We start from the raw sequence: 20,586 nt of genomic DNA, 5'->3' as shown, positions 1-20,586 counted from the left end.
CTAAAACTCGGCGTCTGGTATATAATCAGACGCCGATTTTTTTGTTTTTAAGGTGAGGAAAACCTATATGGGTGTAGTCGCTAAGCGCTCTTCCATGACCTTCTTTTCTGATGGTAATGACCACTATTGCCACCGTGTCCGTATTGTATTGGCGGAAAAAGGTGTGGCGGTAGAAATTCACGACGTGGATCCAATGAATCCACCTGAAGATCTAGCGTCTTTGAATCCGTACAACAGTGTACCAACCTTGGTAGACCGTGATTTGGTGTTATACGAACCAAGCATCATGATGGAATATTTGGATGAGCGTTTCCCGCATCCACCATTGTTGCCTGTTTATCCAGTAGCTCGTGCCGAAAGCCGTTTGTGGTTGTACCGCATTCAGCGTGACTGGTGCACCTTGGCTGATATTATTCTTGCGAATAAAGATGATGCAGCAGTAACCAAGGCACGTAAAGAATTGCGCGAAAGCTTAATAAGCACGTCGCCATTGTTTGCTGAGAAGCCATTTTTCATGAGTGATGAGTACAGCATTGTTGATTGCTGTACGGCTCCGTTACTTTGGCGTTTGCCGGTTTTGGGTATTGATTTACCTGAGAAACAAACAAAAGATATTCATGTTTATATGGAGCGCTTATTTGAGCGTGAATCCTTCCAGGCAAGTTTATCTGAAGCTGAACAGGAAATGCGTGAATGACACCGAGCCGTCCTTATTTGATGCGAGCATTATTCGAGTGGGTTTTAGATAACGAATCTACTCCTTATGTTTTGGTTGATGCCAATATTCTAGGAGTGCAAGTTCCTCAGGAGTACGTCAATGATGGGCAGATCGTGTTGAACATCAGCCCTGGCGCCGTTCAGGATTTGATGATTAACAATGAAGCGGTGAGCTTTAATGCTCGCTTTGCTGGTGTGTCGCAAAACGTTTATGTGCCTATTGTCGCTGTTTTGGCTATTTATGCGAAAGAGACAGGCGAGGGGATGGTATTTGGTAATGAAGCGGGAGCACCGGATCCTAATGATCCGCAACCCGTTAAAAAGAAAGAAGAAGCAAAGCCGCAAGCTAAACCTAGCGGTCGCCCTTCGTTAACCGTCGTAAAGTAATTTATTTCGGGTAGTACCAAGTACAAAAAAAGCAGCCTAGGCTGCTTTTTTTGTACCTGTAACTTGTGCTTAATGTTCTTCCATTGGGCCAAATAATTGCCAATCAATTAAATCGCATAAGCAGTGTATAGCGAGCAAATGTACTTCCTGAATACGCGCGGTGACCATAGATGGCACGCGAATCTCAACATCATCAGGCAAAAGCAGAGATGTCATATCACCACCGTCGCGACCTGTAAGAGCAACTACGCGCATTTCTCTATCATGAGCCGCTTGTATTGCTTGAACCACGTTTGCGCTGTTACCGCTGGTTGAAATAGCCAGCAATACATCTCCGGCATTACCCAGTGCTCTAATTTGTTTTGAAAAAATTTCGTTGTAGCTATAGTCGTTCGCAATAGATGTGATGGTTGAGCTGTCAGTGGTCAGTGCGATGGCCGGTAAGCTTGGGCGCTCGCGTTCGAAGCGGTTAAGCAACTCAGATGAAAAATGCTGAGCATCACCGGCACTGCCGCCATTGCCACACGTTAATATTTTGCCACCGCTCAGCAGTGCACCAACCATGCTGTCGCTGGCCAATTCAATAGATGGGGCAAGTACCTCTGCTGCCTGCTGCTTGGTTTCAATGCTGGCTTGGAAGTGTTGGTTTATCCGTTCTTGAAAATGCATAAAAACGTCTCTTATTTTTTTGCAAGCATACCCAGTCTAAGTTCTAATAATTTAGGCTGGCCTGTGTGGGTTTAGGCAAAGGCGTTCTTTAGCCAAGTAAGTTGACTGTCGCCTTTTTTGCCATCAAAGGCAACCACATCAAAGCGACAGCTTGGTGGACGATTGCCAAAATGTTTTTGTAAATACAGTTGTGCCGCTAAAATAATGCGTTGCTGTTTTTTGTACGCAACGCTGGCGGCGGCACCGCCAAATTGTTTGTTTTGTCTAAAGCGCACTTCAATGAAAACCAGTTGCGCGCCATCTTCCATAATTAAGTCTATTTCACCGCCTTTAAAGTTCACATTTTGAGCGATAAATTTCAATCCTTGTTTTTGCAGGTGATGCTTTGCCATTTTTTCATAGGCATCTCCTGTTTCTCGTTTACTAAATACCTGACTGGGTCTCCACATTTTCCACGTATCCCTGTGTTTTTTTCGCGAGGCCTTTTTCAAATTTTGCAAAAGGCAGGGTACGGATGATTTGTCCATATTCATCCATTGCTAGGTTGCCCGTTTCACCTTGCACGCGACTGTGTTTGAGTACTTTAATTTGGCCAAGTCTTGGGTAGAGTCTAAAGGCGTCAACGCCCAATGCATAGAGACGGTCAAGACTGCCTTTTGCTTGCGGCCAAAGTGTTTGCACTTCTTTGCGCAGCGGGCCTTGTTCTAGTATCCAAGGTATATCACAAAATACCACATTATTTAGGTCGCGATCTTTTGAGCGTGAAGGGATGCCTGAATAAATTTGAGACGTGGCAACCATCGGAATATTACGTGCAAAGTTAAATGCGAGTGTTGGTTTAATTTGACGAGCTTGATGGGGCAGGGCTGCGACAAAAATAAAGTCGACATCTTGGCGACGACGAGCTTGAAACTCCATTCGAGTGCCCAGCTGTTTACGAATGCTACTGGCTCGGCTTTCGCTGTCATCCACGGCAAATAAGCGGCTGATAACTTTGTTGTAGTCACGATTACCCGTAAAAAATTGAGCTTCAATTAGCTTGCCGCCTTGTGCTTGCCAAGTATCGCTAAAGCGTTTAAATACACGCTCGCCCCAAGGGCCTTTTGGCATAAGTGCCACTGCACTTTTATAGCCCTGTTGGCGAGCATAATAAGCCGCCAGTTGGGCTTCATCTTCAACGGCTAAGCCGTATTGATACAGCGAACTTGGGTTTTCAGCGGCATCACGATTGCCATAGTTAAGCGCAAGCGTAGGGACAGGAAGGCGGCTTTCTTGTTGTAGGCGCTCTACAGCGTGTTTTTCTAGTGGGCCAATTACCAATTCATTGCCATCAAGTATTGCTTGTTTGTATAGGCTCCAGAAGTCCGGTGTGCTGGCGGTATCGTAAACCCGAATTTCAGGAACTTGAGCGCCTAATGCCTTTGCTTGGTAGTAAGCGGCAAATAATCCATCGCGTACCGCTTTGCCTGTGACAGCAAGCTTGCCGGACAATGGCACCATGAGTGCGATGTAGTTGGCTTTGTTTTCAATATATTCTTCTAATTGATCTAAGCCGCCAGGCAGTGCTTTTGCAGCTGGGTGTCCGTCGTATTTTGCCTGCCATAGACGCAGTGTGCTGAGTTGGCGATCAAGATCCACTTCATTGCGCTTGATGATTAAAGCTAATTCTAACCAACCTTTAAAAATACGAGTGCTTGTTTTGCGGCTAAACGCTTCGAGGTCAAATTCTTGCGCTTGCAGTAAGCTATGCCAAATGGCTTGGTGGTTCAGATCGTATTGATCTCCTGATAACACACCGGCTAAAAACATGCGCTCGCGTGCGCTCGCAATGAACTCGCCTTTTAAGTGCAGTGCTGCTGCGCGTAAAAAACTAGGGCTGTGAGGGTCAATGCCAGTTAATTTTGTAAAAGAGCCAGGTGCGACCGCATTAAGTGCAGAGATGGCGGCATCCCCTCGGCCAAGTTGTACGGCTAGATTTGCGCTAAGCCAGTAAAATTGAATTTGTTCCAGTTCACCTAGGCTATAAATATCTATTTTTTTGAGCGCATCTTCAGCATCAATGTATCTATGGTTAGCGATTAGCTGCTCGATAGATGATAATGCGCTGTCGCTAGATAAGTTTAACGTGGTGTTTGGTGATTGTTTTGGGGTTGAAGAGCAAGCCGCCAAAAGAGCAATCAGCATGATGAGAAAAGCGTAGCGAATATTCAACATAATTACATAGTTTCAAACATAAGATGAAGGCGGGCATTATGGCAGAAAATCAGCTCTATGTGGTGGCAACTCCCATAGGAAATTTGGCTGATATCACACTTCGAGCACAACAAGTGCTTGAAGCAGTCGATATTATTGCTGCTGAAGACACGCGTCACACAAAAAAGCTGTTAAATCACCTTGGTATTCAAAAGCCATTAATGGCCACTCATGATCACAATGAGGCACAAGCCGCTTTGCAAATCATAGAAAAACTCCAAGCTGGTCAAAATGTAGCCATTGTGAGTGACGCAGGTACGCCCTTAATTGCAGACCCCGGATATCATGTGGCTGAGCAAGTAGCCAAGGCTGGCTTTAAGGTTGTGCCAATACCCGGCCCGTGTGCTGTGATTACGGCATTGTGTGCAGCGGCATTGCCGACAGATCGATTTATCTTTGATGGGTTTTTGCCCGCTAAAACCACGGGGCGTAAAGCGTATTTTTCTGGTATCAAACATGAAGAGCGCACGGTGGTGGTGTATGAATCGCCGCATCGAATTATGCATGCAGTGGATGACCTGATCGCTGAATTAGGGCCAGAAAAAGAAATCGTATTGGCGCGTGAGTTAACCAAAACGTTTGAGACATTTTTACGTGGCACGGCACAAGAAGTGAAAGCGATTATGGAGGCGGACTCCAATCAGCAGCGTGGTGAATTCGTAATGATGGTTCGAGGTGTGCTTGCCAATAAAAGGCTTGAGGTCTCACAAGAAGCATTAGATTTAACGTTATTGATTGCGCAGGAGTTGCCTTTGAAAAAGGCCGCTGCCATTGTCTCTACTCATACAGGCTTTAAAAAGAATCAATTGTATCAGTTGGCGTTGGAGCGTAAAGACGACTAAGTTTACTGGAAAAGAATTAATGGCCAGGGCGCTGCGAGCAACCAAAATGCAGCTACTTGCCACCATTTTTTTGCGTTGCGCTTATAGCTAACCCATAACATGGCGGATGCGGCAATGATGGTAATCGGCATTGATATAAATGTAATGAATAAAAACCATGTTCGCCAGTTAGGCTCACCGCTGAAAAGCATTGGTGAAAATAGTGCGGCAAAGCTCCACATAAATAACCCAATTAGACCACTTAGCTGTATAAGCCAACTGATCTTTAAGCTGATGATGTTATTGTGCGTGTTTGTCATGTCAGGCTGCGCAATGTGGATTGGTTATGGCAATGAGGTTAGTGAGGCAGAGGCAAGAGCGCAAGCCAAAAACACGGATTTGTTTTCCGTTGCGCCGAATGAATCGATGATTGTGTTGGTGCATCGCTATTTTAAACGCTGTTGTGGTGCATCCCCTGGCGTTGGGGTAAAGGGTCTTGTTGGTGAAAGGGTCGTGTACATAGGTGGTCTATTGCCTTTGGATGATTTTATTTGCTGGCGTGTGCCCGCTGGTCAATACGGTATTATGGCAAACATTCGTGATCAGCAACCAGTTTCGACTAATGTCGCAGCTCAGCTTGGTAAAATCACCTACTTATTAATTGATAGTGATCTGCGTGAACCTCCCCCATATGAGTTATCGATTGAAGTCGCCTCTAAAGCATTGGCAGAGTACTACGGGCAGCAAACAATGGGTCGAATTGTACGAGAAGACTCTAACAACTATGAGCCAGCTTTGCTTGAAGCAATAAGAAAAGTTAAACGTCAAAAAGCCGAGCAAAAGTTAAAGTGTACGGTGTTTTAAGGCAGTTGGCGGTGCAGGTTAGTACAATCTATGCATTACTTTGTTCAAGTGTTTAGGTAATGGCGGTGACTCTCACACCTTCTGGCAGGAGTCGTCTCATATTTTAATCTTGAACAAAATTCAGATACGCGTATCCTTGCCCGCGGAGATAGTCGAGCAATCGCCGCTGGTCACTTGTTGGTCAGGGGAGGAAAGTCCGGGCTCCACAGGGCAGGGTGCCAGGTAACGCCTGGGGGGCGCGAGCCTACGGCCAGTGCAGCAGAGAGTATACCGCCGATGGTTCTTTTCGGAGTTCACAGGTAAGGGTGAAAGGGTGCGGTAAGAGCGCACCGCGCGACTGGTAACAGTTCGTGGCACGGTAAACCCCACTCGGAGCAAGACCAAATAGGTTCCCTTTATGACGTGGCCCACGTTGGGAACGGGTAGGTCGCTTGAGCCTTGGAGCGATTCAAGGCCTAGATGAATGGTTGCAGCTTGTTCGCAAGTAACAGAACCCGGCTTACAGACAAATCTCTCTTTATTGAAACCCGCTGCCAAATTGGCAGCGGGTTTTTTTATGTCTGCGGAGTAGTGTTTGTGACCACTTGCATTTTCATATGATAAAAACAGCTTCCTACTGAATTATGTGTCCGGTTATTACCAATACCATTCTTTAGACAACTTTCCTCTAAGCCCTGTAAATAGGCGGTCTGAATGGGCCTAAATGCTCAAAACAAGACATCGTACCTTGCAATAACCCACTTCTGTTCCTATAGTGTGCAAAAGTGTTGTTTTGTGGGTAAATGTGGAGTTTTCTGGGAAATAGGTGAAATAAATTATGTTTCGTGGCGTGCACAATATCAATCTCGATACAAAAGGCCGAATGGCCGTGCCCGCCCGCTACCGTCAATTGTTGCATGAGAGCAACGATGGCGCCTTAGTTGTGACGATTGATACAGAGGAAAAGTGTTTACTCGTCTACCCACTTAAAGAGTGGGAGCCTATCCAAGCTAAAATCGAAGCACTGCCAAGCTTTAACCCCGCCGCCCGTCGTATTCAGCGATTGATTATCGGTCATGCCACCGATATTGATATGGATGCCAATGGCCGTCTACTGCTACCGGGGCCGTTGCGCGAATACGCAGGCCTTGAAAAAAAGATGGTCATGATGGGGCAAGGCAAAAAATTTGAATTGTGGGACGAAGCCCACTGGGCCGAGCGCCGTGAACGTTACCTTGAAGAAATGAAAGGTGACACCCAATTGCCAGAAGAGCTAATGAATTTATCCCTATGAGTGAACATATAACGGTGCTACTGCACGAAGCTGTGGATGCCTTAGTTCAAGATGTTGATGGTTTATACATAGACTGTACCTTTGGTCGTGGTGGCCACAGCCGCCTGATTTTAGAAAAATTGTCTGCGCAGGGTCGCTTAATTGGTATTGATAAAGACCCGCGTGCCATTGCAACCGCAAATGAACTGGCCAATGAAGACAGCCGTTTTTCTATTTGCCATGGCTCGTTCGCGGATATGACCACATGGCTTGAGCAAAATGGTGATGGTCGCCCTGTTGCCGGAATATTAATGGATCTTGGGGTCAGCAGCCCACAGTTAGATGAAGCGGAGCGCGGCTTTAGTTTTATGAATGACGGACCGCTTGATATGCGTATGAATACTGAGTCTGGTTTAACCGCTGCTCAGTGGGTTGCAAGCGCAAAAGAAGAAGACATCGCGAATGTGCTGTATCAATTTGGTGAAGAGCGCCATAGCCGTCGCCTTGCAAAAGCGATTGTAATGCGTCGCAGTGAAGAGCCGTTTGAGCGTACCTTGGATCTAGCGCAAGTTATTAAAGATGCGCACCCGAAATGGGAAAAGGGCAGGCACCCTGCGACTAAAAGTTTTCAGGCAATTCGTATCTTCTTAAATGACGAGTTGGGTGATCTAACGACGGGTCTTGATATTGCAACCGATTTACTGGCTAAAAGCGGACGCTTAGTTGTGATCAGTTTTCATTCGTTAGAAGATCGCATGGTAAAACGTTTCATTCGTGCGAAAGAGAAAGGCCCGCAGTTGCCGCCAGATATTCCAATCATGGAAAGTGATTACCCAATTATTCTTAAGCATATTGGAAAGGCGATTAAGCCAAGCAAAGAAGAAGTGAACGCTAATATTCGTTCGCGCAGCGCGATTATGCGTGTTGCAGAAAAACAACTGTAAGAGCGGATAGTGAAAAGTATAAGTGCAAAATGGGTGTTTGTTGTTTTGATGGTGTGCGCGCTTGCAGTGGTGTACACCAGCTATGCAAATAGGCAACTTGCCCATCAATGGCAAAAATTCGGAATGCAGTATGCGCAACTACAAGAAGAGTATGGGCGTTTAATGCTTGAGTACAGCACGTTGGCTGCACCGAGTCGAGTTGAAGTGATTGCACGGCAAAAATTAAACATGCAGTTTCCCGATAAGTTAAATACTCGGGTAATAGAAGTCCATGATTTTTTTGAAAAATAAAGGCGAGCAGTAATTTAATGGCTAGCAAAAACAAATATGAACAAACCAGCAATCGCTGGCGCCATTATACGGTGCTTGGTGCTGGCTTACTGTTGTTTGCTGCGTTGTTTGTTCGCCTTGCCCAGCTACAGGTATTTGAAACTGATTTTTTACAGGTGGAAGGTGCTAAGCGAACAGTGCGTGAGCACAATATTGATGCTTATCGTGGCATGGTTGTGGATCGTAATAACGAACCACTCGCGGTGAGTACGCCAGTTAAAAGCATTTGGGCGAACCCAAAACAGATTATTAAAGATCAGGTTAATATTTCAGCGTTAGCGCCATTGTTGAATATGACGGCTTCACAATTAAATTCACGTATTCAAAAAAACAAATCGAAAGAATTTATTTATTTAGAGCGACACATGAACCCAGCAATGGCAAAAGACATTGCTGATTTAAGCTTGGCGGGTATTGGTATTCAGCAAGAATTTAAACGCTATTATCCTGCGGCTGAAGTGGCAAGTCACGTGGTTGGCTTTACCAATATTGATGAGCACGGAATTGAAGGTGTTGAGTTAGCTTACGATGCTTGGTTGCAAGGCACACCAGGCAAGGGACGTGTTATTAAGGATCGCCTAGGTCGTCTAGTAAAAGACTTGGGTGTCATGAAAGCCGCTGAGCCTGGCAGCGAACTAATGTTGAGCATCGACTTACGTTTGCAGTACCAAGCCTATCGTGAGTTAAAGGCCTCTGTACAGCAGCATGGTGCAAAAGCGGGTTCGTTACTAATGGTTGATGTTAAAAGCGGTGAAATTTTAGCCCTTGTTAATCAACCTGCGTTTAACCCAAATAATCGCGCTGAATTAAAAGCGGCCAGTGTGCGTAATCGCAGTGTTACCGATATTTTTGAGCCCGGTTCAACTGTGAAGCCTTTCACTATAGCGGCAGCGCTTATGGCTGGCGAGATTAAAAAAGACAGTATCATTAATACTCATCCAGGGTATTTACGCGTAGGACGCAAAACAATTCGTGATCATCGTGATTATGGTGAGTTGGATATTACGGGTGTGCTAACCAAATCAAGTAACGTGGCAGTAAGTAAGTTAGCGATTAAATTAGGCGGTGAAAATCTGTGGGGTTTTTATCAGAAAGTGGGCCTTGGTAAGCCTGTTGGTTTAGGTTTGCCCGGCGAGCACAGTGGTAAAGTGGCAGTAGAAAATAATAATTGGAATCGCCTGCAAAGCGCCACGCTTTCTTATGGTTATGGCTTGGCGGTAACGCCTTTGCAGCTAGCGCAAGCTTATCAAGTATTAGCGAATGGTGGCGTGAAGCAACCTCTTACATTAGTGCGCAGAAACCCAGAAAAAGGGACGCGTGTTATGTCAGAAAAAGTAGCTAATGATGTTGTTGGTATGTTGGAAAGTGTTGTGGGTCCAAAAGGCACTGCCCGTCGTGCCCATGTAGAAGGTTATCCTGTCGCGGGTAAAACAGGAACGGTACACAAAGTGGGCGTCAATGGTTATGAAGACGAGCGTTACTTATCTTTATTTGCTGGTATCGCTCCTGCCGATAACCCAAGAATTGTTACGATTGTAGTGATAGATGAACCTAATGGCCGAGAGTATTATGGTGGTGAAGTAGCAGCGCCTATTTTTTCGCGAGTAACACAATCTAGCTTACGTTTATTGAATGTTACGCCCACTATCTTTGAAGATAAGTTTATCGCGGGGAGGCTTCAGTGATTGTATTTAATCAGCCGCTTGCTGTATTGAAACCCTGGGTTGAATCACTTCCTCAGGGTTTGTTCGATCTTGAAATACAGAACATTTGTTTCGATAGTCGTGAGGTTTCGCAAGGGGATGCTTTTTTTGTTCTGCCTTCAGTGGCAGGCAATGAGTCTGTATATATTACCCAAGCAATAAATAATGGTGCGTCAGTTATTGTTGTTGATGAAAAACTGAGCCAGCAATTCATCCCTGATGCTTCAGTTGAGGCAGTGCCTTACGTTTTTGTGAGCGATATTATGGCGACTGCTGGTAATGTGCTGGCGCAGTGTTTGTATCAGTCGCAGCTTGATATGCAGGTTGTTGGTATAACGGGCACCAACGGTAAGTCATCTATTAGTTTTTATTTAGCTCAGTTGCTTAATGAGTTAAATGGCCAGTGTGCAGTGATGGGAACGGTTGGGTATGGTCAGTGGGATAATCTTATACCCTCTGGAATGACAACGTTGCCGTTAGAGAAATTGCATCATGTATTAAGCGAGTTATCAGAAGATTATAAATCGGTTGCGATGGAAGTATCCAGTCACGGTTTAGAGCAAAATCGTTTGGCTGGCGTTGCATTTTCTGGTGCCGTTTTCTCAAACCTAAGCCGAGACCATTTAGATTACCACGGCACAATGGACGCGTATGGCGAAGCGAAAGCGCTTTTATTTACACGCCCTGAGCTTAAGTTTGTCGTTATTAATGCCGATGATGATTTTGCGCAATCATTAGCACAAAAAAGTTATGTGAAGCCTGTTTTTTACGGGCAACTTGATAATGCGGATTTACGTTTCGAATTAATTAAAATGCACGAACAGGGTATGGACGTACAGTTCACTTGGCAAACTGAATCCGTAGTCGTGAGCTTGCCATTATTTGGAAAATTTAATGCAGAAAATGTAGCCGCCGCCATTTTATGTTGTTTAAAAATGGGCTTTAACTTTAGTGACATTATTCAGGCAAGCGGTGCATTACAAGCTGTGCCCGGGCGCATGCAACATATTAGTGTTAACGCGCAGCAGCCTATTGTATTGGTGGATTACGCTCATACACCCGATGCATTAGAACAAATACTGATGGCTATTAAACAACATACCACGGGTCAAATAACCTTGATTGTCGGTTGTGGTGGTGATCGCGATGCGGGTAAGCGAAGCCTAATGGGTAATATTGCGCTGCAAAATGCGGATAAAACAATTATCACCAGTGATAACCCTCGCAGTGAAGATCCTTTGACGATTTGTGAACAGATGGTTGATGGGCTTTCAGGTAATTATGTAATTGAAGTGGATCGCGCACAAGCAATTAAACGTGCAATTACTCAAGCCAGTAATGATGACATTGTGATTATTGCAGGCAAAGGCCATGAAGATTATCAAGAAATAAATGGGCAGCGTCGTTACTTTAGTGACGCGGAAGAAGCTAAAAGTGTATTGCAGTTGGGGAGTCAAGCATGATTGGGTCGGTACGATTAGCTGAAGTGGCCGAGTTTCTTCAGGCCAAGCATCGCGGTGCGAATGTGCCGTTTCAATTTGTGAGTATTGATACGCGAACTCTGCAACCGGGTGACCTATACGTCGCGCTTGTTGGCAACCGTCTTGATGGTCACGATTATGTTAAGCAAGCGATTGATAAAGGCGCGTGTGCGGTTTTAATAAGCAAGCAAATGGATATTTCAACGCCTTTCTTGCAAGTGGCCGATACCACAGAAGCACTCGGGCGCTTAGCGCTTTATAATCGACAAAAATTTAATCGTGATGTGATTGCGATTACAGGTAGCAGCGGTAAAACCACAGTAAAAGGCATGATGGCAACGTTGTTGCGTCAGCAAAATGAAGTTTTAGTGACTCGTGGTAATTTAAATAATCATATTGGCGGCCCACTGACATTACTGCGTTTGAATCATACTTATGATTACGCGGTTATCGAATTAGGGGCCAGTGGCGAAGGCGAAATTGCGTACACATCACAGCTAGCGAAACCAACGGTGTCGATTTTAACTAACGCCGGAAGCGCGCATTTAGAAGGTTTTGGCAGTCTGGAAACCATTGTGCGTACAAAAGGTGAAATTATTGATGCATTAAGTGATGACGGCATTGCAGTATTAAATGCCGATAGCCCTCACTTTGATACATGGAAAGCGCGAGCCGGTCAGCGCCGCGTTATTAGCTTTGGTGAAAGCGAGCATGCGGATGTTCAAGCTAGCAATATTAGTGTTAACGAAACCGGTTGCTGTGATTTTGATTTAAATATCGAAGGCAAAACAGCGCAAGTGCATTTAAAAGTGATGGGACAACATAACGTATTTAATGCTTTAGCCTCGGCTGCCGCATGTCATGGCTTACAAATGAGCTTGGCAAATATCGTAACAGGTTTGCAGGCATTCGAAGGTGTTGAAGGGCGTTTAATTGAAAAGCCTGGTGTTAATGGCAGTGTTGTAATTGATGATAGTTATAATGCAAACCCTGCATCGGTACGTGCAGCGATGGATGTATTAAGTAGCCGCAAAGGCCATAGCATTTTTGTATTGGGAGATATGGCTGAGCTTGGTGTGGAAACCCAACTTGCTCATGCAGAAATGGGGGCTTATGCCCGTGAAGCGAATATTGATGAGTTTTTTGCATTAGGTGAGTTTAGTCGTAAAGCGGCGGATGCGTTTGGTGATAATGCCCATTGGTTTGCCAGTCACGATAATTTAGTTCGATTCTTAAAGCAGAAGCTAAAAGAAAACGTGACCGTTTTAGTAAAAGGTTCGCGCAGTGCTCACATGGACCGCGTTGTAAATGAAATTATACAAGATACTAAGAATAATTAGAGGACACCCATATGTTGCTTTGGCTAGGGGAATTTTTACAGCAGTATCACACGGGCTTTGCCGTCGTGAATTACTTAACGTTCCGTGCAATATTTGCCACGTTAACGGCGCTTATGATCGCATTATGTTTTGGCCCGTACTTGATTCGCAAGCTACAGGAGAATCAGATCGGTCAATCTGTGCGTGATGATGGTCCGAAGTCTCATTTGAGTAAAGCGGGTACACCGACTATGGGTGGCACGCTTATTTTATTAGCGATATCTGTGAGTACTTTACTATGGGGCGACTTAGAGAATCGTTATGTTTGGGTTGTTTTATTGGTAACACTCGCCACAGGTCTTGTTGGTTTTATAGATGATTATCGAAAAGTCGTGCAAAAAAATTCGCGAGGATTACCTGCCCGTTGGAAAATGTTTTGGCAAAGTATTATTGCATTAGCCGCAGGTATTTTCTTGTATATGACCGCAACATCACCAGCCGAAACCATTTTAATAGTGCCTTTCTTTAAAGATGTGGCGATTGAGCTTGGCTTGTTTTATATCGTACTGACTTATCTAGTGATTGTGGGTAGCTCTAATGCGGTTAACTTAACCGATGGTTTAGATGGTTTGGCTATTTTACCAACGGTAATGGTAGGCGGTGCACTTGGTGCGTGTGCGTATTTAGTGGGTAATGTTAATTTTGCTGAGTATTTGTTTTTGCCTTACTTAGAAGGGACTGGTGAGGTAACCATTTTTTGTGGTGCGTTAGTGGGAGCCGGCATTGGCTTTTTGTGGTTTAACACTTACCCAGCTCAAGTATTTATGGGTGATGTAGGTTCACTAGCTTTGGGCGCAGCGCTGGGCGTTTTAGCCGTGATTGTTCGCCAAGAAATATTGTTATTTATCATGGGCGGTATTTTTGTTGCTGAAACCGTTAGCGTTATTTTGCAAGTTGCTTCGTTTAAAATGACAGGTAAACGAATCTTTAGAATGGCACCGCTGCATCATCATTTTGAATTAAAGGGTTGGCCTGAACCTCGAGTCATTGTGCGTTTCTGGATCATTACTTTGTTCTTAGTATTGATTGGTATGGCCACACTGAAGATTCGATAGTATCCATTGGGAAGTTGAATACATGAATGTGAAAGCAAAACCTGTTGTCGTTGTAGGTTTAGGCAAAACCGGTTACTCGGTTGTTGCTTTTTTTGCTGCACGTAATATCGCTGTGGTGGCCATGGACACTCGTGAACAGCCTCCATATGCAAAGCAAATACAGCAAAACTTTCCAAGCGTTACATTGTACTTGGGCGCGTTAAATAATGATGTTTTGTTTGGCGCACAGAAAATTGTTGTCAGCCCAGGATTACCTTTAGCGACACCCGAAATTAAAGCTGCGATTGATCATGGTGTTGAGGTAGTCAGCGATATTCAAGTATTTGCTGATTATGCCAAGGCACCTGTTTTAGCCATTACAGGGTCGAATGCAAAAAGTACCGTCACCAGTTTAGTGGGCCTTATGGGGCAAAACGCTGGGTTGAATACGGCGATAGGCGGTAACTTAGGCACGCCAGCGTTAGACCTTATTGCCGATGATGTTGATTTGTATGTCATGGAATTAAGCAGCTTTCAGCTTGAAGCAACATCTAATTTGAATGCGCTGGCTGCAACGGTGTTAAACATAAGCCCAGATCATCTAGATCGCTATGAGAGCTATAACGAATATTATTTATCAAAGCATCTTATATTTAATGGCTGTAAGTACGGCGTTATTAATTTAGATGATGCGCTCTCTTTGCCGCAGTTAAAGCAGCCAGAGAAAAAAATAGGGTTTACTTTAAATTCGCCCAAGGCTGAAGAGTTTGGTGTTATTAATCAAAATGGAGTGCTCTTTTTAGCAAAAGGCGATTTTGCTTTATTAAATTGTGAGCAGCTAAAAATAAAAGGCAGTCATAACCGTAGTAATGCATTAGCGGCATTGGCATTGGGTGAGGCTGCAGGTATTAGCATGGAGAGCATGTTGAGCACCTTGCAGCAGTTCCCGGGGCTTGAGCATCGTTGTCAGTGGGTTGGGCAGAAAGCAGGTGTTGATTTTTATAATGATTCGAAAGGCACAAATGTGGGCGCCACGCTCGCTGCATTAGACGGTTTAGGGCCAGATATTAGTGGTAAGTTGATACTTATGGCTGGTGGCGTGGGTAAAGATGCCGATTTTAATTTTCTACAATCAGCGGTTAGTGAATTTGTTGATACCTTAGTGTTGTATGGGCAAGACCGTCACAATATTGAGCGTGCTTTAGCGGGTTCTGCTGATATTGTTATGGCGTCTGGTTTTGCAGATGCATTTGAAAAAGCACACTCAAGTGCAACAAAAGGTGATGCAATTTTATTATCACCCGCGTGTGCCAGTTTTGACATGTTTAAAAGTTTTGAGCACAGAGGTGAGACCTTTGTGAAACTGGTGGAGGGCCTATGAGTTCGGCTACTCGCACCACGCAAACCGTGCCGGTTTGGCAGCAGTTTGATTTTAAGCAATCCATCATTGTGGATCGTAGCTTATTGTGGGCGGTTGTGATTTTAGCATCTATAGGTTGGTTAATGGTGACATCCGCCAGTATGGATTGGGCGCAGCGTCAGTTTGATAACAACTTATATATCAGTTTTCGTCATGGTATTTATTTAATACTGGGTGCGATCACTGCGTTTTTAGTTGCCCATGTCCCGTTAGAATGGGTACGTAAAATGAGTGGTGTTCTCATACTATTGGCGTTAATTAGTTTAGTGATGGTTGTCATTCCGGGTATTGGTCGTGAAGTGAATGGCAGTATGCGTTGGGTTTCATTGGGGTTTATGAATGTTCAGCCTAGTGAGTTCGCCAAACTTGCAACCGTTTTATATATGGCCAGTTATTTAGATCGTCGTAGAGACGAAGTGCAGTCAAAGTGGTCTGGTTTTATTAAACCGCTGTTTGTTTTGGCATTGCTAGCGGTACTGTTATTACTTGAACCTGATTTTGGTGCAGTCGTGGTGTTAATGCTGGCGAGTTTAGCATTGCTGTTTTTAGGTGGTGTAAAAGCCAGTCAATTTATATTAACGGCCATTGTAGTAGTCGGGGCCTCAATTTTAATTTTGTTATCTCAGCCGTATCGGTTAAAACGTCTTACGGGTTATTGGGAGCCTTGGACGCAAGAAAACGTCTACGGGAGTGGTTATCAGCTCACGCAAAGCTTAATTGCTTTTGGTCGAGGTGAGTTTTCGGGTGTCGGCCTTGGTAATAGTATCCAAAAGTTATTTTACTTACCCGAAGCGCATACTGACTTTGTATTTGCAATATGGTCAGAAGAAACCGGTTTGTTAGGGTGCAGGACTTATTATTGGTTTGTTTATTTTTATTTTTACTAAAGCGATGAAACTGGGTCGCAGAGCATATGAAAGCCAGCAATATTTCGCCGCCTTTGTTGCTTATGGCATGGGTTTACTGATTGGCTTTCAGGGGTTTATTAACCTAGGTGTTAATATGGGATTGTTACCAACAAAAGGCTTAACGTTGCCGTTTGTCAGTTATGGTGGATCAAGTTTAATTGCATGCTGTATTGCTCTTGGTTTGTTGTTGCGAGTTCATCACGAAATGGAGAGTGCAAATGTCAAAAGGTAACGTGATGATTATGGCAGGTGGCACCGGCGGACATGTAATTCCTGCGATGAGTGTTGCAAAAGAATTAAAAATAAAAGGTTATACTGTACATTGGTTAGGCAGTGTTAAAGGTATTGAAAATGACCTTGTGCCAGATGCGGGTTATACCTTGCATCGTATTTCGGTTACTGGATTGCGTGGCAGTGGCATATTAAAAGCCATGTTGGCACCTTTACAAATTTTGCGTGCTTTATGGCAAACATTAAAAGTTTACCGTCAAGTAAAGCCGGTTATGGCATTGGGTATGGGCGGTTTTGCATCTGGTCCTGGTGGTTTAATGGCGTATATTTTACGTGTGCCATTGGTTATTCATGAGCAAAACGCGATTCCAGGAATGACCAATTCTATTTTAAGTGGTTTGGCGAAATATTTGTTGCAGGCATTTGAAGGGACATTTCCACAGAAGAAAAATGCTAAGAGCGTCGGTAATCCTGTGCGTCAGTCGATTGTGGCGATTGCAGCGCCCGAAAAACGATTAGCCGAGCACAGTGAAAAATTAAATGTTTTAGTGGTCGGTGGCAGCTTAGGTGCAGTTGGTATTAATAATGTGATGATTGACGTTATGGCGATGGATGCAAAACATATTAATGTTTGGCATCAGGCAGGTAAACGTAATTATGAGGCTGTTAAGTCTGGTTATCAGTCTGCTGGCATTATAGATGTTAAAGTGAGTGACTTTATTGCGGATATGGCCAAGGCCTATGAGTGGGCCGATGTGGTTGTATGTCGCTCCGGTGCACTAACTGTTAGTGAAATGATGGCTGCTGGTGTTGCTTCTATTTTAGTACCTTATCCGTTTGCGGTGGATGATCATCAAACGGCAAATGGCCAGTTCTTAGTGGATGCTGGTGCGGCTAAATTAAAGCCCCAAGCTGAATTGAGCGCACAGAATTTATTAGAAGAATTAAATCACTTGCAGAGTAATCGCGAGTTGTTATTAGAAATGTCAAAAGCAGCAAGATCATTAGCCAAACCAGATTCGGCTAAAGTGGTTGCAAAGTATTGTATTGAGGCCGTCAATGTCTGATAAAAATAAAGTTGTACAGCGTTGGGAAATACCAGAGATGCGTCGTATTCGTCGTATCCATTTCATCGGTATTGGTGGCGTTGGTATGTGCGGCATTGCAGAGGTATTGTTAAACCAAGGTTATGAAATAAGCGGTTCTGATTTACGTCAATCACCGGTAACTGATCGCTTACAATCATTAGGTGCGATTATTTATTTAGGCCACCAAAAGCAAAATGTTATCGATGCGGATGTTGTGGTTGTATCAACGGCCATTAATCATGCAAACCCTGAAATCCAATATGCAACAGAGCATCGTATTCCCATTGTACGCCGTGCTGAAATGCTGGCTGAGCTTATGCGTTACCGCCATGGTATTGCGATTGCGGGTACACACGGTAAAACCACGACCACTAGCTTGGTCGCATCGATATTGGCAGAAGGTGATAAAGACCCTACATTTGTGATCGGTGGGCGCTTAACCAGTGCAGGAACAAATGCACAATTAGGCGCGAGTCGTTATTTAGTGGCTGAAGCAGATGAGTCAGACGCGTCGTTTTTACATTTACAGCCAATGGTTTCAATTGTTACCAATATCGAAGCTGACCATATGGATACTTATGGTGGTGACTTTAATCAGTTGAAAAAAACCTTTGTGGATTTTCTTCATAATCTACCCTTTTATGGTTTGGCTGTTTTATGTGTCGACGATGAAACCGTCAGAAGTATTTTACCTGAAGTGAATCGTCCAGTATTGACCTATGGCATTGATGAAAGTGCCGATTTTTATGCGCAAGACATTACTCAAGAAGGTATATTTACAACATTTACAGCCAAGCGTCCTGCGAGCCATAAAGACTTAACTATTAAGTTACGTATGCCTGGGCGACATAACGTTTTAAATGCGTTATCTGCGATTGCTGTCGCGACAGATGAAGGCATTGCTGATGAGGCTATTATTCGCGCGTTGGAAAAATTCCAAGGTGTGGGTCGACGCTTTCAAGTATGTGGTGAATTTAAATTGGGTGACGGTGAAGTTATGTTGGTCGATGATTATGGTCATCACCCAACAGAAGTGGATGTCACCATTCAAGCGATCCGTAAGGGTTGGCCTAATAATCGTTTAGTCATGATGTTTCAGCCTCATCGTTATACGCGCACACGTGATTTATATGAAGACTTTGTTCGTGTGCTAAGTGATGTCGATGTATTACTTTTATTAGATGTTTACCCTGCTGGTGAAGATGAAATTCCGGGTGCGGATGGTCGTTCTCTTTGCCGCAGTATTCGTCAGCGAGGACGCATAGACCCAATTTTTATAGAGCGTGGTGCGGATGTTAAGCCAATACTAAAAGATATTTTAAAGCCTGGTGATATTTTAATGACGCAAGGCGCGGGTAATGTTGGCGCTTTAGCGCTTCAGTTGACGCAAGAATTACCCGATTTATTGGAGAGCATTGATGGCTAATAATCATCCTCATCAATTTGGTAAAGTCGCGGTGTTGTTAGGTGGTAATAGCGCTGAGCGCGAAGTATCACTTAATAGCGGAAGTGCTATTTATGAAGCGCTCAAAGCACAAAACATAGACGTAGTTAAAATTGACTCAAAAGATAATTTAATTGGGCAATTGAATGAGCATAATGTCGATGTGGCTTTCATTGCATTGCACGGAGTGGGCGGTGAAGACGGCACAGTGCAAGGGTTATTAGAATTCTATGGGCTTCCTTATACCGGCAGTGGTGTAAAAGCCAGTGCCATTTGTATGGATAAGTGGCGTACAAAACTTATCTGGCAAGGTTTGAATTTGCCAACCCCTCGATTTGTTTTAGCAAACACGGTTGATGAGTTAACTGTGTTTTCTAACGAGACCGGTTTTCCATTAATGGTTAAGCCTGCTTTAGAAGGGTCAAGTATTGGTATTTCTAAAGTAAAAGCAGATGTTGAGTTATCTGGCGCATTTGATGCAGCGTTTAATACAGGCTCACCTGTTTTGGCGGAGCAATTCATCACAGGTAAAGAATTCACAGTTGGTATTTTAAATGGTAAGCCATTGCCGGCTATTCAATTAAAACCTGCAAATGAATTTTATGACTACGATGCAAAATACATTCAAGACGACACTGAGTATTTACTGCCCTGCGGATTAAGTGCAGAAAAAGAATTAGAGTTACAAATGCTGGCGTTAAAAGCTTATGAATCGCTAGATTGTAAAGGTTGGGGTCGTGTGGATGTCATGCAAGATGAAAATGAAGTGTTTTGGTTAATTGAAGTTAACACCGTGCCAGGGATGACAGGTCACTCCCTTGTGCCCATGGCAGCAAAAGCAGCTGGTATTGAATTTAAACAATTAGTTATCGAAATATTGGCAGCAGTCGAGCGATGAAAGGAAAAGGCGCAACGCGGCAAGCCCCTAAAAAAACGTTTTTTGTAACCCCTGATATGACGGGTTTACTAAAACCGATTTCGATCGGGGTGACGGTCATGTCTATTTTAGTGGCGGTGGTGTTGCTTCTTTTGCAAACGGTAAACAAACACGTTATTCAATTGCAGGTTAACGAAAATTTAGAACACGTAACCAAGCAAATGATTAGTGAGCAAATTGGACAATGGTTTCCTGATGGTTATGTGACACTCGACGTAAACGCCATAAAAAATCAACTGCATAGTATGGTCATGGTGTCGCAGGTGAGTGTTGAAAAAGTATGGCCTGATACGTTGAAGGTAGATATTGAAGAAGAGCGCCCAGTTGCTATTTGGAATGACAGAAGCATGTTGAGCGAAAATGGCGATATTCTGCCGGTTGCTTTAAAGCAGTTGCAGTTGCCAAAGCTCAACGGAGGCAGCCAAGAAAGTAAAATGGTGATGCAGCATTTTTTACTTTTTAACCGTTGGGGAAAGCGTCATCAAATTGAATTGGTAGGAATCAAGCATTCATCGGCAGGCTGGTTACTGCATTATAAAACAGGATTAACCATATGGTTGGGCAGCACGACCGCCATGAATGGCTTGCAACAGCTAGACAGAGTAATAGAACAGTTTGATTTAGCGCGAATTAATCGTATTGATATGCGCTATGAACAGGGGTTTGCAGTGGCTTGGAAAGATTCCATTGGTCAGGCACAAGGATAGATGCAGGATAAAAAGAG

At 44.0% G+C, this 20,586-nt stretch carries 21 protein-coding genes and 1 other RNA gene; 19 read left to right on the top strand and 3 right to left on the bottom strand.

Translation table 11 applies throughout. From position 1 onward, the window contains the following. The first annotated feature begins 67 nt into the window (after nucleotides 1-67). Both sspA and ACU6U9_RS14285 read left to right on the top strand, forming a co-directional pair. The gene (sspA, locus tag ACU6U9_RS14290; RefSeq protein ID WP_446735693.1) at nucleotides 68-697 is read left to right on the top strand and encodes a stringent starvation protein SspA; all 630 of its coding nucleotides are present in this window, start codon (nucleotides 68-70) and stop codon (nucleotides 695-697) included. Continuing rightward, a complete protein-coding gene (locus ACU6U9_RS14285) occupies nucleotides 694-1,104 on the top strand; it encodes a ClpXP protease specificity-enhancing factor (protein WP_446735692.1) in 411 nt (136 codons plus the stop codon). The genes sspA and ACU6U9_RS14285 overlap by 4 nt, the downstream gene beginning before the upstream one ends. A 69-nt stretch (nucleotides 1,105-1,173) precedes the next feature. Here ACU6U9_RS14285 and ACU6U9_RS14280 read toward each other — a convergent pair whose 3' ends face one another. The 3 genes from ACU6U9_RS14280 to ACU6U9_RS14270 all read right to left on the bottom strand — a co-directional run bounded on the left by ACU6U9_RS14280 (nucleotide 1,174) and on the right by ACU6U9_RS14270 (nucleotide 3,987). After that, a complete protein-coding gene (locus ACU6U9_RS14280; protein WP_446735691.1) occupies nucleotides 1,174-1,773 on the bottom strand; it encodes a phosphoheptose isomerase in 600 nt (199 codons plus the stop codon). A gap of 71 nt (nucleotides 1,774-1,844) precedes the next feature. Then, nucleotides 1,845-2,222 (bottom strand): YraN family protein, encoded by a 378-nt coding sequence (locus tag ACU6U9_RS14275; protein ID WP_446735690.1) that lies wholly within the window; start codon nucleotides 2,220-2,222, stop codon nucleotides 1,845-1,847. After that, nucleotides 2,197-3,987 (bottom strand): penicillin-binding protein activator, encoded by a 1,791-nt coding sequence (locus tag ACU6U9_RS14270; RefSeq protein ID WP_446735689.1) that lies wholly within the window; start codon nucleotides 3,985-3,987, stop codon nucleotides 2,197-2,199. The genes ACU6U9_RS14275 and ACU6U9_RS14270 overlap by 26 nt, the downstream gene beginning before the upstream one ends. A gap of 38 nt (nucleotides 3,988-4,025) precedes the next feature. On the opposite strand from ACU6U9_RS14270, the gene rsmI reads away from it, so the two are divergent. The 17 genes from rsmI to ACU6U9_RS14185 all read left to right on the top strand — a co-directional run bounded on the left by rsmI (nucleotide 4,026) and on the right by ACU6U9_RS14185 (nucleotide 20,569). Next, nucleotides 4,026-4,868 carry a 16S rRNA (cytidine(1402)-2'-O)-methyltransferase gene (rsmI, locus tag ACU6U9_RS14265; protein WP_446735688.1) on the top strand — a complete coding sequence of 281 codons (843 nt, stop codon included), beginning with the start codon at nucleotides 4,026-4,028 and terminating at the stop codon, nucleotides 4,866-4,868. A 99-nt stretch (nucleotides 4,869-4,967) separates the two neighbouring features. Continuing rightward, nucleotides 4,968-5,711: a hypothetical protein gene (locus ACU6U9_RS14260; RefSeq protein ID WP_446735687.1), complete on the top strand. Its 744-nt coding sequence runs from the start codon at nucleotides 4,968-4,970 to the stop codon at nucleotides 5,709-5,711. A gap of 144 nt (nucleotides 5,712-5,855) precedes the next feature. Then, nucleotides 5,856-6,230: RNase P RNA component class A (gene rnpB / locus ACU6U9_RS14255), an RNA gene on the top strand. A gap of 298 nt (nucleotides 6,231-6,528) precedes the next feature. Continuing rightward, nucleotides 6,529-6,984 (top strand): division/cell wall cluster transcriptional repressor MraZ, encoded by a 456-nt coding sequence (gene mraZ / locus ACU6U9_RS14250; protein ID WP_446735686.1) that lies wholly within the window; start codon nucleotides 6,529-6,531, stop codon nucleotides 6,982-6,984. Further along, nucleotides 6,981-7,907: a 16S rRNA (cytosine(1402)-N(4))-methyltransferase RsmH gene (gene rsmH / locus ACU6U9_RS14245; RefSeq protein ID WP_446735685.1), complete on the top strand. Its 927-nt coding sequence runs from the start codon at nucleotides 6,981-6,983 to the stop codon at nucleotides 7,905-7,907. The genes mraZ and rsmH overlap by 4 nt, the downstream gene beginning before the upstream one ends. A gap of 9 nt (nucleotides 7,908-7,916) precedes the next feature. Then, on the top strand, nucleotides 7,917-8,198 hold the full coding sequence (ftsL, locus tag ACU6U9_RS14240) for a cell division protein FtsL (protein ID WP_446735684.1): 282 nt from the start codon (nucleotides 7,917-7,919) through the stop codon (nucleotides 8,196-8,198). A gap of 17 nt (nucleotides 8,199-8,215) precedes the next feature. Next, entirely contained in the window at nucleotides 8,216-9,922 is a 1,707-nt protein-coding gene (locus ACU6U9_RS14235) for a peptidoglycan D,D-transpeptidase FtsI family protein (protein WP_446735683.1), read from the top strand. Beyond that, nucleotides 9,919-11,403 carry a UDP-N-acetylmuramoyl-L-alanyl-D-glutamate--2,6-diaminopimelate ligase gene (locus tag ACU6U9_RS14230; RefSeq protein ID WP_446735682.1) on the top strand — a complete coding sequence of 495 codons (1,485 nt, stop codon included), beginning with the start codon at nucleotides 9,919-9,921 and terminating at the stop codon, nucleotides 11,401-11,403. The genes ACU6U9_RS14235 and ACU6U9_RS14230 overlap by 4 nt, the downstream gene beginning before the upstream one ends. Next, entirely contained in the window at nucleotides 11,400-12,761 is a 1,362-nt protein-coding gene (locus tag ACU6U9_RS14225) for a UDP-N-acetylmuramoyl-tripeptide--D-alanyl-D-alanine ligase (protein WP_446735681.1), read from the top strand. The genes ACU6U9_RS14230 and ACU6U9_RS14225 overlap by 4 nt, the downstream gene beginning before the upstream one ends. Nucleotides 12,762-12,772: 11 nt before the next feature. Beyond that, nucleotides 12,773-13,855 carry a phospho-N-acetylmuramoyl-pentapeptide-transferase gene (mraY, locus tag ACU6U9_RS14220; protein WP_446735680.1) on the top strand — a complete coding sequence of 361 codons (1,083 nt, stop codon included), beginning with the start codon at nucleotides 12,773-12,775 and terminating at the stop codon, nucleotides 13,853-13,855. Between the two features lie 22 nt (nucleotides 13,856-13,877). Beyond that, nucleotides 13,878-15,215: a UDP-N-acetylmuramoyl-L-alanine--D-glutamate ligase gene (gene murD / locus ACU6U9_RS14215; protein ID WP_446735679.1), complete on the top strand. Its 1,338-nt coding sequence runs from the start codon at nucleotides 13,878-13,880 to the stop codon at nucleotides 15,213-15,215. Then, nucleotides 15,212-16,141 carry a peptidoglycan glycosyltransferase FtsW gene (locus tag ACU6U9_RS14210; protein WP_446735678.1) on the top strand — a complete coding sequence of 310 codons (930 nt, stop codon included), beginning with the start codon at nucleotides 15,212-15,214 and terminating at the stop codon, nucleotides 16,139-16,141. The genes murD and ACU6U9_RS14210 overlap by 4 nt, the downstream gene beginning before the upstream one ends. Next, nucleotides 16,119-16,394, top strand: a complete 276-nt coding sequence (locus ACU6U9_RS14205; protein ID WP_446735677.1) for an FtsW/RodA/SpoVE family cell cycle protein — start codon at nucleotides 16,119-16,121, stop codon at nucleotides 16,392-16,394. Before ACU6U9_RS14210 ends, ACU6U9_RS14205 begins: the two co-directional genes overlap by 23 nt. Beyond that, nucleotides 16,381-17,460, top strand: coding sequence for an undecaprenyldiphospho-muramoylpentapeptide beta-N-acetylglucosaminyltransferase (gene murG / locus ACU6U9_RS14200; RefSeq protein WP_446735676.1), 1,080 nt, complete (start codon nucleotides 16,381-16,383; stop codon nucleotides 17,458-17,460). The genes ACU6U9_RS14205 and murG overlap by 14 nt, the downstream gene beginning before the upstream one ends. Continuing rightward, entirely contained in the window at nucleotides 17,453-18,907 is a 1,455-nt protein-coding gene (gene murC / locus ACU6U9_RS14195; protein WP_446735675.1) for a UDP-N-acetylmuramate--L-alanine ligase, read from the top strand. Before murG ends, murC begins: the two co-directional genes overlap by 8 nt. Next, nucleotides 18,900-19,823 carry a D-alanine--D-alanine ligase gene (locus ACU6U9_RS14190; protein WP_446735674.1) on the top strand — a complete coding sequence of 308 codons (924 nt, stop codon included), beginning with the start codon at nucleotides 18,900-18,902 and terminating at the stop codon, nucleotides 19,821-19,823. Before murC ends, ACU6U9_RS14190 begins: the two co-directional genes overlap by 8 nt. Next, a complete protein-coding gene (locus tag ACU6U9_RS14185) occupies nucleotides 19,820-20,569 on the top strand; it encodes a cell division protein FtsQ/DivIB (protein WP_446735673.1) in 750 nt (249 codons plus the stop codon). The genes ACU6U9_RS14190 and ACU6U9_RS14185 overlap by 4 nt, the downstream gene beginning before the upstream one ends. Nucleotides 20,570-20,586 lie beyond the last annotated feature (17 nt).

The sequence above is a fragment of the Pseudomonas sp. HK3 genome (assembly GCF_052920985.1).
This window is presented reverse-complemented; position numbering and strand designations above follow the sequence as displayed.